At 42.2% G+C, this 12,236-nt stretch carries 13 protein-coding genes and 4 pseudogenes; 14 read left to right on the plus strand and 3 right to left on the minus strand.

Annotated elements, in window-relative coordinates; translation table 11 throughout:
• Positions 1-370 precede the first annotated feature (370 nt).
• From H6F41_RS17440 to H6F41_RS17495, 13 genes and pseudogenes are all read left to right on the plus strand, one after another.
• Positions 371-1,915 (plus strand): P-loop NTPase family protein, encoded by a 1,545-nt coding sequence (locus H6F41_RS17440; protein WP_190404740.1) that lies wholly within the window; start codon positions 371-373, stop codon positions 1,913-1,915.
• A 24-nt stretch (positions 1,916-1,939) separates the two neighbouring features.
• Complete coding sequence (locus H6F41_RS17445; protein WP_190404741.1) at positions 1,940-2,104, plus strand: hypothetical protein; 165 nt, start codon at positions 1,940-1,942, stop codon at positions 2,102-2,104.
• Between the two features lie 21 nt (positions 2,105-2,125).
• On the plus strand, positions 2,126-2,857 hold the full coding sequence (locus H6F41_RS17450) for a tyrosine-type recombinase/integrase (protein WP_190404742.1): 732 nt from the start codon (positions 2,126-2,128) through the stop codon (positions 2,855-2,857).
• A gap of 78 nt (positions 2,858-2,935) precedes the next feature.
• Positions 2,936-3,160: pseudogene (locus tag H6F41_RS19425) on the plus strand (FAD-dependent oxidoreductase); the annotation flags it as partial.
• A gap of 104 nt (positions 3,161-3,264) precedes the next feature.
• Positions 3,265-3,513 (plus strand): oleate hydratase, encoded by a 249-nt coding sequence (locus H6F41_RS17455; RefSeq protein WP_242023099.1) that lies wholly within the window; start codon positions 3,265-3,267, stop codon positions 3,511-3,513.
• On the plus strand, positions 3,510-4,202 hold the full coding sequence (locus H6F41_RS17460; protein ID WP_190404743.1) for a type 1 glutamine amidotransferase domain-containing protein: 693 nt from the start codon (positions 3,510-3,512) through the stop codon (positions 4,200-4,202). Before H6F41_RS17455 ends, H6F41_RS17460 begins: the two co-directional genes overlap by 4 nt.
• Before the next feature lie 115 nt (positions 4,203-4,317).
• The gene (locus H6F41_RS17465; RefSeq protein ID WP_190404744.1) at positions 4,318-5,370 is read left to right on the plus strand and encodes an NAD(P)-dependent alcohol dehydrogenase; all 1,053 of its coding nucleotides are present in this window, start codon (positions 4,318-4,320) and stop codon (positions 5,368-5,370) included.
• A 71-nt stretch (positions 5,371-5,441) separates the two neighbouring features.
• The gene (locus H6F41_RS17470) at positions 5,442-5,702 is read left to right on the plus strand and encodes a DUF6335 family protein (protein WP_190404745.1); all 261 of its coding nucleotides are present in this window, start codon (positions 5,442-5,444) and stop codon (positions 5,700-5,702) included.
• Positions 5,703-5,903: 201 nt separating this feature from the next.
• A pseudogene (locus H6F41_RS17475) lies at positions 5,904-6,904 on the plus strand (NADP-dependent oxidoreductase).
• Positions 6,905-7,116: 212 nt separating this feature from the next.
• Positions 7,117-7,446 (plus strand): hypothetical protein, encoded by a 330-nt coding sequence (locus H6F41_RS17480; RefSeq protein WP_190404746.1) that lies wholly within the window; start codon positions 7,117-7,119, stop codon positions 7,444-7,446.
• Positions 7,447-7,559: 113 nt separating this feature from the next.
• A complete protein-coding gene (locus H6F41_RS17485; RefSeq protein ID WP_190404747.1) occupies positions 7,560-8,105 on the plus strand; it encodes a hypothetical protein in 546 nt (181 codons plus the stop codon).
• Between the two features lie 319 nt (positions 8,106-8,424).
• Entirely contained in the window at positions 8,425-8,808 is a 384-nt protein-coding gene (locus tag H6F41_RS17490) for a DUF302 domain-containing protein (RefSeq protein ID WP_190404748.1), read from the plus strand.
• An 86-nt stretch (positions 8,809-8,894) separates the two neighbouring features.
• Positions 8,895-9,812: pseudogene (locus H6F41_RS17495) on the plus strand (polyphosphate kinase 2 family protein).
• Between the two features lie 152 nt (positions 9,813-9,964).
• Here H6F41_RS17495 and H6F41_RS17500 read toward each other — a convergent pair.
• Positions 9,965-10,306: pseudogene (locus H6F41_RS17500) on the minus strand (transposase); the annotation flags it as partial.
• A gap of 69 nt (positions 10,307-10,375) precedes the next feature.
• Between H6F41_RS17500 and H6F41_RS17505 the strand changes: the two are divergent.
• Positions 10,376-11,082 (plus strand): IS1 family transposase gene (locus H6F41_RS17505; RefSeq protein ID WP_190404749.1). Its coding sequence is split into 2 segments (ribosomal slippage): positions 10,376-10,658 and positions 10,658-11,082, totalling 708 coding nucleotides; the frame shifts between segments, so codons are not numbered across the junction.
• Positions 11,083-11,168: 86 nt separating this feature from the next.
• On the opposite strand, the gene H6F41_RS17510 is transcribed toward H6F41_RS17505, so the two are convergent.
• Positions 11,169-11,459, minus strand: a complete 291-nt coding sequence (locus H6F41_RS17510) for a hypothetical protein (protein ID WP_190404750.1) — start codon at positions 11,457-11,459, stop codon at positions 11,169-11,171.
• Positions 11,460-11,700: 241 nt separating this feature from the next.
• Positions 11,701-12,168: a hemerythrin domain-containing protein gene (locus tag H6F41_RS17515; RefSeq protein WP_199288825.1), complete on the minus strand. Its 468-nt coding sequence runs from the start codon at positions 12,166-12,168 to the stop codon at positions 11,701-11,703.
• Between the last annotated feature and the right edge of the window lie 68 nt (positions 12,169-12,236).

A 12,236-nucleotide genomic window follows, 5' to 3' on the forward strand; every position in this document is an offset into this window, starting at 1 on the left:
AAGTGGCTCAATTAGTCTCACAGTAATTAGTTCGGATATGGTGATTCTTAGAATCTTCCCATTAGTTCGGATATGTGTAAATAATTCTGCATGGCTACTTAGAGTCTCTTACCCTAGAAGTTGACACCATAAGTTTGCAGCATCGGCAAACTTATGGTCATAATCACACTAAAAACAATCATTTTTGAAATTTGAGACCTAAATCGTCTCAGAGACATCATAGAGCAGATAATGTTTAATTATTTGTTGTAAAAACAAAACGAATGAGTATTTATGCTTGGTTTGTCTAACGTGTTTTCAAGGTTTCAAGGTTTTGCTTGGCGCGTTGTTATATATTGAAGGGGTATCTGCCCGTTAGTTAGCTATCGTTATGCAAAAATGGTTTAATACTGCTGGTCCTTGTAAGCCTGACATTCACTACATGCTGTCAGCTATCGAGCGCTTGCCTGAAATCAAACAGCTAATTGCTCAAGAAAATTACTTTGTGATCCATGCCCCAAGGCAGGTGGGTAAAACTACAGCGATGTTGGCACTTGCTCAAGACCTAACGGCTAGTGGTCAATATACGGCGGTGATGTTGTCTGTGGAAGTGGGGGCGGCTTTCTCGGATGATTTGGGAGCAGCCGAACTGGCTATTTTAGGTGAGTGGAAGCAATCGATACGGTTTCGTCTTCCAAAAGATCTGCAACCTAATGAATGGTTAGATTCTGAAGCAGGAGCAAGAATTGGTACAAACTTGAGTAATTGGGCAGAACAATCATCGCGTCCACTAGTTGTCTTTTTGGATGAAATTGATGCTCTAAGTAATGAAACGTTAATTTCTGTTTTGAGACAAATCCGATCTGGTTTTCCCAATCGTCCACAGGGATTTCCGCAGTCAGTGGCACTGGTGGGGATGCGTGACGTGCGTAACTATAAATATGCTTCAGGTGGGAGTGATCGCCTAAATACCTCCAGTCCTTTTAATATTAAAGTGCGCTCCTTTACGTTAAGTAACTTTACCCTTGAGGATGTGAGGAATCTCTATCAGCAACATACGGATGCGACTGGTCAAGTATTTGCTCCTGAAGCTGTCAACTTAGCATTTCATTTGACTCAGGGTCAGCCTTGGTTAGTTAATGCGATCGCTAAGGAAATTGTTGAATATATTACGAAAGATCCATCTATTCCTATTACTGCTGAGTTAGTGAATCAAGCTAAGGAAATACTTATTAAGAGACAAGATACGCATCTGGATAGCCTTGCGGAAAGACTAAGAGAAGATCGAGTCAGAGCAGTGATTCAGCCTATTCTCGCTGGGCAGGAACTGCCAGATGTACCACAGGATGATATTCGCTACGTTTTAGATTTAGGACTTTGTACTAACGAAAATGGTTTGGCGATCGCTAATCCTATTTATCAGGAAGTGCTTCCCAGAGTGCTTGCCTATGTAACTACTGCTTCTATTGGGTATCTTCAACCAATCTGGCTTAGTGAGCAAGGTGAATTTTTGCCTGATCGCTTGTTGGAAGCGTTCTTATTATTCTGGCGGCAGCATGGAGAGCCTTTATTTGGAAGTACACCCTATCCAGAGATTGCGCCTCATATTGTATTGATGGCTTTTCTGCACCGTGTTGTTAATGGTGGTGGCACTTTGGAGAGGGAATATGCCATTGGTTCGGGAAGAATGGATATCTGTTTGCGCTATGGCAAGCAAACTTTGGCGATGGAGTTGAAAGTATGGGCTGATAAAAAGCCAGATCCAATTAAGGAAGGTTTGCCACAGTTGGATAAGTATTTGTCGGGTTTGAGTTTGGATACGGGTTGGTTGGTGATCTTCGATCGCCGCAAGGGTTTGCCGCCACTAAGTGATCGCACTACGACTGAAAATATCATTAGCCCCGCAGGTCGAGAAATCATCGTCATTCGGGGGTAGATAACTAATTCAATACAAGCCGATATGTCGATTCTAGAGCCAATTTTAGTTATTTACGGTGAACCGCCTAAAGCGATCGCCACTACAGACTTACGCCAAGCAAGGGTTAATGAATTTTTAGCATCGAGGTCATTGCAACCTAAGAGTCGTAAGGCTTATCAGGCAGACTTGCGGATATTTATGGATTGAGGCGATCTTGCTTGGGCAGATGTGAGTCGTCGCAAAGTGACACAGTTTAAAACTTTTTTACTGAAGGAACGTGCACTAGCGTTGAGTTCGGTGAATTTGGTACTGCGGACTCTGAAGTCGTTTTATCGATGGATGTTGCTCTCGGAATATGTGGTCGCAGATCCCACCATTGGCATTCAGCAGGAGCGATTGACCGACCCTGTGGCTAAGGATTTGGAGGATGAGGAGGTGTTGCGAATTTATGAGGCGATTTCGTTAGGTAAAGTGATGTTGCACGGGTTGAGTGCGGAAGAGGTTTGTCGTCTGAATGTTGAGGATTACGTGAATGGGGAATTGGTGATTAAAGAGGCAAAGTGGAATAGTAAGGGAGAAGTACCTTTGACGAAGTTAGGTATTCAGGATTTGGATGCTTATTTGCTTTGGTGGACAGAACAAGAAGGAAAATTATTGAATGAAAGTCCTTTGTTTCTGTCTTGCTCTAATCGTAGTCAGGGTAAGCGGTTAACTTATTGGGGAATTCGTCATGTGATAGATGATTTGGCTGAGAAGACGGGGATTAATTTGCATTCGCATCGGGGAAGACATACATTTGCAACGAATTTGATTGTGAAGTATGAGTTAGATCCTTCTTTGGCGATGGAGTTGACTCGACATCGGGATGTGAGAAGTTTTAGGCGTTATACCAATCGCAAGAATAAGATTGCGGCGAAGCGTGCATTCTTATTCTTGCGGCAGAAAAATTGGAATAACTGAGAAGGTAATTATAGGGGGTCGAGTAGCGGCGGATACTGTAAGCTAAGTCAAAAGGGAAATATGGGACAATTTAGATAAGAGATAATTCCTAGTGATCGCCTTATTCATATCCAAAAGCATCATACGCCGTTATATACCACTGTATCGTTTCGGTATCGTGATGAAGTGGTTTCCACTAATGGAGAGAATAATACCTATCACGCAGGTTCCTATCTTGGCGATGGATTACATGAAGGTGCGAGTATTTCAGACCTTCATGTCGCCCAACTAGTTGGCGTAGAAAAATTGTGCGTAAAGAATTGAATTCATTTCATACAATCACTTCAGTTTATACACTACCTATACGCGATCTCAACTAGCACGACTAGAAACTAATGAATGTAGACAGATTCGCCATGAAAAATAATATGCCAACACTTGACATGGATAATGACTCTAAAGCATATATGTTGGGGGGTGGAATTGGCTCTTTAGCCGCCGCTTTTAGGATTCGTGATGGTAGATTCTCTGGGTCAAATATTTCCGTTTTAGAAGTGAATCTAATTCTAGGTGGAAGTATGGATGGCATTGGGAACCCAGTAAATGGTTATGCGATGCGCGGAGGTCGGATGTTAACCACTGACAATTATGATAAAAAATCGCAGGAGTCAAAATGAAAATATTAATGGTACTAACCTCGCACGATAGGCTTGGTAATACGGGTAAAAAAACTGGATTCTGGCTTGAAGAATTCGCTGCCCCCTACTATACGTTTAAAGACACAGGTGCGATTGTTACCCTAGTATCACCGCTTGGTGGTCAGCCGCCCCTCGATCCTAAGAGCGATACCCCAGATTCCCAGACTAAAGACACTCAACGCTTCAAGGCAGATTCCGCAACCCAATCTGCGCTCGCACACACACTTAAATTAAGCGAGGTTGCCGCTGACGATTTCGATGCTGTATTTTACCCTGGTGGTCATGGTCCGCTCTGGGACTTAGTTGAAGACAAATCCTCCATCGATCTTATCGAGTTCATGCTAGCCGCAGGTAAACCAGTCGCCCTTGTTTGTCATGCTCCCGGAGTACTCCGTTATGTTAAGGGTCTCGACGGCTCTCCCATCGTCCAAGGTAAGGTAGTCACAGGCTTTACCAATACCGAGGAGCAAGCAGCAGGATTAACCGACATTGTTCCGTTTCTAGTCGAAGACATGCTCCGAACGAATGGTGGGAACTATTCAAAAGTAGCTGACTGGCAGCCCCATGTTGTTAAAGATGGACTACTAATTACTGGGCAAAATCCCGCATCTTCTGCGCCAGCCGCGAAGGAACTGCTGGAACAGGTCAGTCTGCTTGGTAGTGCCTAGAATTAGCTTTTTTAGTGTCCAGTAGCGGAAACCGTGAGTTCGGTTTGCAGCTTTAGTCAAAGTATTTAAGTACGTTTATCCAAACAAATAATCCAAATAATCAGGAGAAAAACCAATGCAAACGAATGCCTACGCTGCCCAAAATGCCACAACTCCCCTTGTGCCCTTTAGCTTTGAACGACGCGATCTTGGCAATGAGGATGTGCAGATCGAAATTCTCTATTGCGGCGTGTGTCACTCCGATCTGCACACCGTCCGCAGCGAATGGGGTAGTGCTACCTACCCTTGCGTCCCCGGTCACGAAATCGTTGGTCGAGTCGTAAAAGTTGGCAAAGATGTCAACAAGTTTAAGGAAGGCGATACGGTTGGGGTGGGTTGTATGGTCGATTCCTGCCGTACTTGTGCTAACTGTAAGGACAACCTAGAGCAGTTCTGCGAGAAAGGTACGATTTTTACTTACAACTCCCCTGACAAACACACTGGCGGAATCACCTACGGTGGATACTCCGAGAGCATTGTGGTGAGAAAAGAATTTGTACTAAAAATTCCAGAGAATTTGGATCTTGCGGCAACTGCTCCATTGCTGTGCGCTGGGATTACGACTTATTCGCCCTTACGCTTTCACAATGTAAGCAAGGGTCAGAAAGTAGGCGTTGTTGGACTCGGTGGACTAGGACATATGGGGGTGAAATTGGCGAAAGCTCTCGGTGCACATGTTGTGGTTTTCACTACCTCACCGAGCAAAGTTGAAGATGCGCTGCGGCTCGGAGCCGATGAAGTCGTGAATTCTAAAAATGAAGACGAGATGCAGAAACACCTAAATAGTTTCCACTTCATCCTCGATACTGTGTCTGCAAAGCATGATATCAATGCTTATCTCCTCCTGTTGAGACGGGACGGTAACCTCACTCAAGTCGGAGTTCCACCCGAGCCGCTTTTGCTTTCGGTGAGCAGCCTAATTTTTGGTCGGCGCAGTATGAGTGGTTCTCTGATTGGTGGCATTAAGGAAACCCAAGAGATGTTGGATTTCTGCGGGAAGCACAATGTTACTGCCGATATTGAACTTATCCCCATCCAAAACATCAATGAAGCCTACGATCGCCTCGTTAAAAGTGACGTGAAATATCGCTTCGTCATTGATATGGCTTCATTAAAACAGACTGCATAAGTGATCGCTAGTTCAGTTTGAAGCTTGATTCTTAATCGCAAATAAATGCTTAAATTCAAAGGAGAAAATGTATGACAAACCCACAATCGCACTCATTAAAAGGTGCAGACTCAGCCGATGACGCTAAGAATGATTCCCATCGAGCAGAAGTAAATGGCGATGAAGCCGTTGGCGGTAGCACCGCAGTTCCCAATCAAAATGACATAGAAGAAATGGCGAAAGCAGTAGGAATTGAAGTAGATGATGACACCCCCCTTGCTACTGATGAAATGCTCCAAAAGCGCGATCGCGATCGCTGGGAATTAGATCTCGCATCGGCTGATGAACATTAATTAAACATACAGCCTATTGAGGCTTTGAGTAGTACAGAAATATTTTTGAAAGCGTCTCTCCGCAACGCTTTCAAAAATATTTCTGGGTTTTAAGTCAGCGCAAAGCACTGTAACGAGTAAATAGTTACAGGAGAAATTTATACCTACTAAAATCCGCGATCGCAAATAAATCTTGCTTAAATAAATCATTAGGAAAAAATTATGACAGATATCATTAGCCGCGAAATTCAATTAGTTTCTCGTCCCAACGGGATGCCAACCGCAGCTAACTTTGCGATCGCGCAGACCAAACTAGAACCACTTCAAGATGGACAAGTGCTGGTTCGCAATCTTTATATGTCCGTCGATCCCTATATGCGTGGTCGCATGAGCGACAGTAAATCCTATGTTCCGCCCTTTGTATTAGGTAAACCCCTTGATGGCGGTGCAGTTGGTGAGGTGATCGAGTCTCGCACTAAGGAATTTAAGCAGGGAGATGTTGTTGTTTCTAGCTTTGGCTGGCGAGAATACTTTATCGCTGCACCGAAAGCGTTGCATTTGGTCAGTTCAGACATCCAAGCACTTTCAGTTTATCTTGGCGCATTGGGTATGACGGGCATGACCGCGTGGGCTGGTTTGAATTTAGTAGAAGTCAAAGCTGGCGACGTGATTTTTATTTCAGGAGCAGCAGGAGCAGTGGGCAGTGTCGCTGGACAACTCGCCAAATTGCGTGGATGTCGGGTGATTGGAGCAGCAGGCTCTACGGAAAAGGTCAAATTTTTACAGGAAGAATGTGGATTTGATATCGCATTCAACTACAAGACTGCTCCCATCATTGAACAATTAAACCAAGCAGTTCCCGATGGCATTGATGTCTATTTCGATAATGTCGGTGGTGAAACTCTGGAAGCTGCCCTCTCCGTATTACGCATCCATGGCAGGATCATCGCTTGTGGTGGCATCTCTGGCTACAACGAAGAAAGTCCACAAGCTGGACCTTCTAATCTTTTTAACATGATCACTAAGCGATTGACGATGAAAGGGCTAATTGTTAGTGACTTCCTTGATCTTCAGAGCGAGTTTGAAAAGGAAGTGGGTAGCTCCGAGATGGCAAACTGAAGAATAAAGAAACCGTAGTGGTAGGCATCGAGCAAGCAGTGAGCGCATTCATCGGACTCTTTGCTGGTAAAAATGTTGGCAAGATGGTAGTGAAGTTAGATTAGGAATCAGGATGGGCAGCACCATCTCGCCACCAATCCTAATATCTTTAGGTGAAGGTTTGTATCTTATTCAATCAATTCATTCAGGAAATCAAGTGATCGCCTGTAACAGTGGCTCCATAAAGCAATTTCTTGGTTCGTTTAATCAGAAATTACTGTAAGCCAGAGGTGTTAATTCATCTCTAGTAAATATTTCTCAAATTAAGGAGTACATCATGAGTTTAGAAAATAAAGCTAAAGCAGCTGCTGAAGATGTCAAAGATAAATTTGAGTTGGACGGGAAAGTTATAGGCAAGATCAATCAAGGATCTGAATTTCCTCAGTCTCCTGATCATCCCGATCCCATTGGGAAATTAACTACCAATATTTCCTTTGAAGGAGTAGTAATCGAAAATGCCGACAAAGTAGTTTTTAGAATTACTGAGGTCAATGATCACGGAAATACGCAGATCGAACAAATGAGAGAGAGAGGAATGCAAGCAATTACCGTAGGTCAAATTTTTTCGATTGATGAACTAACTGGATGGGATATTACAGCCTCTTAAGGATTCAAGTACAAAAAGTTTAAAAGCGCCGCTTTACGGAGCTTTTAAACTTTTCTCTGGATTTCATGTCAGCACAAAGCGGTGTAAACCAATTTAAATTAAGGAAATTTAGAATGTCGTTAAAACATAAAAATGCGATCGGTATACTTCCCGATCGTCAAAGTATTGAGTCCGCGATCGCACAACTCAGAGAGACGGAATTTCCAATGAGTAAAATTTCGGTAGTTGTCGAGCATATTAATCCAACAGATACAACCATAGGAGGTTTAACAGAGCCAGTCGTGCAGTCTGAGAGGGAGTTTGCACGAGATCGTACCCAAGCTCAAATCGGACATGGCGCTTTAGACGCAGGAGTTTTAGGAAGCGTTGTCGGTGGTGTCGTTGCAGGACTCTCTACCCTAGCATTTCCCGCAGGTGGTGGTGCTGTCTTGTTAGTGGGAATGGCAGCAGGAGCATTTTATGGAACTTTATCGGGCGGGTTGCTAGGAGGTGCGATCGGTGCTGGTATTTCCGAAGAACAGGCTAAACATTACAGCGATCTTTTAGCGCAAGGAAATTATTTAGTAGCAATCGAGGGAACTGATACTGAAATTGATCAGGCTGAGTCAGTTCTGAAAACTAAAAATATTCAAGATTGGATAACTTTTGAGAAGTTCTAGTATTAGATTTTGATCTTAGAGCTATTTCAGAAGTGAGAGGCTTTTAAATTATTGTAGTTCATAGCGTTCTTTTAATGAGCAGTAAGAAAAATATGGATGTAAGTCCGTAAAGCTTTAAAAGGTTGTGATACAAGTCATTCAACCTATACATTGCACATACATTATTTCGGACATCCTGATGTCATGTTAATAGCAAGTGACAATCATTATTTAGATAGAACTTGTAGTAACTTGAAATAAATATAGGTGTTCGACAGTTTTTTGCAGAATAGTAATCAATAAATTCAAATCGTCAATATTTAAAAATAGTGGTAACTCTATGTATTACATGATTGAAACTGAGAAGTCATTTAACCAAGCAGTAACAGACCTTGAATTATCAGTTGTGAAGCATGGCTATGGAGTCTTGCATATTCATGATTTGGGAAACACCCTGCGAAGTAAAGGAATTGAATTTGCTGAAGAGTGCAAAATTTTTGAAGTCTGCAATCCAGTGCAAGCAGCAAAAGTTCTCACAATCGATATGTGCCTAAATATGGCTCTGCCATGTCGAATTTCCGTGTTTACGGAAAAAAGTATTACCAAGATCGGGATGATTAAGCCAGAGAAAATGCTGGCGGCGTTGTCTCAAAAACCAGCGCTATCTGAAATTGCTAAAGAGGTTGAGAAAAAGACTATTGAGATAATTGATGAAGCTCAATAAATTTCTGCTCAATTGCAATTGGGTGGTGCGGCAGGGCAAATATAATGATATTTAAGACAAATAGAATTACAATTTTTTGTGGAAATATGACAGTTCATCAATTTAATAATTTATTCCCAATCAAGAAACTTGACGATTTGATTCGTCCGTTTATTGTACCACCAGAACAAAAAATTTCTCTTGCCAAGGACTATGACCCTGCTTACAAAGCTGATCACCTCAAAAAGTCGAAAGCTAAAGGTCAATTAAAAGAAGGTATTGAGGCGTTAGCTGAATATCAAGATGTTCTTTACGCCGAAAACACCCATGCTGTGCTAATTATCTTTCAGGCTATGGATGCGGCTGGTAAAGATAGCACGATTAAACATGTAATGTCGGGTATTAATCCTCAAGGATGTCAGGTACATAGCTTTAAAGCTCCATCGATAGAAGAGTTGAATCATGACTATTTGTAGCGATGTTCTAAGGTCTTACCCGAAAGAGGAAAAATTGGAATTTTTAATCGCTCTTACTACGAAGAAATCTTAGTAACAAGAGTGCATCCAGAAATCCTAGAGCAGCGACCTATTTCTGTGAGTTTAATTGACAAGGATATTTGGAAGCGTCGCTTTGAAGAAATCAACAATTTTGAGAAGTATCTAGTTGATAATGGCACAATCGTTCTCAAGTTTTTTCTCAATGTATCTAAAGAGGAGCAGAAAGAACGTTTTCTAGAACGGATTAATCGCCCCGAAAAGAATTGGAAATTCTCTGTGAATGATGCGAAAGTGCGAAGCTTTTGGGATGACTATATGACTGTCTATGAGGATATGTTCAATCACACTAGTACAAAATATGCTCCTTGGTACATTATCCCCGCCGATCGCAAATGGTTCACGCGGCTAGTCGTAGCTGGCATTATTTACACTCAGTTAAAGGAACTGAACCTCAAGTATCCTAAGGTCAGCAAAGAAAAGCATCAAGAACTTCTAGAAGCAAAAAAAATTCTGGAGAGCCAGAAATAATGATAAGAATTGGTTGATTAAGCGATCGCAACTCGCAAATTACAATCCGCCGATCCTGCCGATATGTTTTAGCTTTGAGGTTTACTCCATGAATTGGCTTTGTTGCATGAATAAAAAGAAGAGAAAAGATAGGGAATATTTAGGATAGATAATTAAGGAGCAACAGGATAAGAGAGAGGTTTAGCGAGTTGAATCATGCGATTGAGCGCAGCACACTTGATGAACAACTCAACCGCCTGATTGTCAAATTTACGAGAACATAGAGTACCACCAAAGATTTTTTTGAAACGAAACATCGTCGTTTCTGCCAAAGACCGTCGATGATAACCTGAGTCACGTTTCCATTTTTTACGCCCATGTTTGCGGATATAGCGGAGATTTTGGTCACGGGGATGGGGTGGTGCACTGGTATTGCCATGCTGCCAGATTTTGGCATCTTTGCGGGGAGGAATCACGGCTTTAGCACCATGTTGAGCAATCTCGTCATAACAATGGCGGGTAGTGATCAAGAGGTAAGGATAGACTAGAAGAGAGATCAACAAGCAAAGAAAAGAGAACTAAAAATGAGATGCCCTAAATGTGAAAGTGAAAATATTGTCCTTAACGGCTTAACACGTCATGGAAAGCAAAATCATAAATGTCGAGATTGTGACCGTCAATTTAGTTTAGAACCAAAGAATAAGCCAATCTCAGATGAAACCAAAGCATTGATTGAAAAGCTAATGCTAGAACGAGTATCACTAAGAGCAATAGTAAGGATTACAGGTGTTTCACTACAATGGCTACAAAGCTATGTAAATGGTAAATTTCGTGGAGTAGCACGGAATTTAGAAGTTAGTGTCAAAAAAAAGGCAAGTTGACGATTCAGTGTGATGAAATGTGGTCTTTTGTTGGCAACAAGGGCAATAAGCAATGGGTTTGGATTGCCATAGATCAATTGACTAGAGAAATAGTTGGAATTTATGTGGGCAGTCGAGATGAAAATAGTGCTAGGTGTTTATGGGTTTCTTTGCCTGCCGTTTACCGCCAATGTGCAGTAGCTTATACAGATTTCTGGACAGCATATGCACTAGTAATCCCTGCTAATCGCCATCGTCCTGTTGGTAAAGAAACTGGTCATACTGCCTACATTGAGAGACTTAACTGCACTCTGAGGCAGAGAGTTGGACGACTTGTAAGAAAGACCCTCTCGTTTTCCAAAAAGTTAGAAAATCATATCGGTGCTATTTTCTTTTTTGCTCACCATTACAACTCATCCTTACCTCTCTAACACTACCAAAAATAATTAGATTGTGCGATTAATTTAAGTAGTCCTAGTTGACACTTGGCGCTGCATAGGACTACTTAAGCGGTATTTTAAGTGGTTCCTGCCTGATCCCAAGCATCACGAACTGCGTCTTTGACTTTAACCCACGCTAGTTCTGTGCCACTTCTTTGAGCTAACAGAGCTTCATAATCTCGCTTGAGTTCAGTTTCTGCTTCATCAAAGCTCTTGCCAAGATAGCGATCATAACCTTCATGTCCTATCTGATAGGCAAGTTGATAGTCTTCGTACTTAGCTTTTTGCTCAACATACTGACGAGAACCATAATTGTTTCGCCAGTAATTATCATCGAAGTTAGCAATCGTTAGGGTCTGATTAGTCATGGTTATCTGGATAAATATCTAAGAGGGGTGGATTATGCTGAATTAGCTGAATTGCCTCGCGCTGTTTGACTGTAATCTGAATTCTGATTGAGTTTTACTGGAGTAGAAGACCGTGGAGAGTCACAAGCAGTTGTAAAAGTCAAAACCAACATTAGTGCGATCGCTATTCTCAGCTTAAGCAATTTACAGATAGCTAGGACTTGCACCTAAGCCTGATGGGACGGCACAAGCCCTAGCAAATCTATTGAGAAGCTGCTGCTAGTCGCTGATCTTGAATCTTGCTTTTGGCAGTTTTAAAATCCGTCGCGAGTTGTTTCTGCTGATCGTCTACAGCCGTTGCGAGAAGATCCACCGCAGCTTTAAATGCTACCGTATCTTCAGAGTTCATCGCTTTGATCTGTTCAAGCGTTTGCTTCATTTGTGTTTGTTCGTCATACAACTTCTGAACTCCATTGTAGTAAGGACGTACAACGGAATAGATGACCTGCTCCTCAGCATCAGAGTGAGCGCTCAAATCTTGGTAGACTTGACCAAAATACTCCTCTAGCTTTTGAGGATCATCGGTGGCTTTGATCTGAGAGAACAGAGAATATACCTTAACGTGATCGAGTCGAATCAGATCACAGATATTAATCTCATGGTCGTTGCGACTGATGATGCTACCAGCAATACCACTTACAGCAAATTGAGACCAAACGCACCACAGCAATTTAGAATAAAAGGAAAAAATGGCAGCCCCCTATTCGCTAGATTTACGAGAACGGATACTAAGTGCAT

This window comes from Pseudanabaena mucicola FACHB-723 (assembly GCF_014696385.1).
Lineage (GTDB): Bacteria > Cyanobacteriota > Cyanobacteriia > Pseudanabaenales > Pseudanabaenaceae > Pseudanabaena.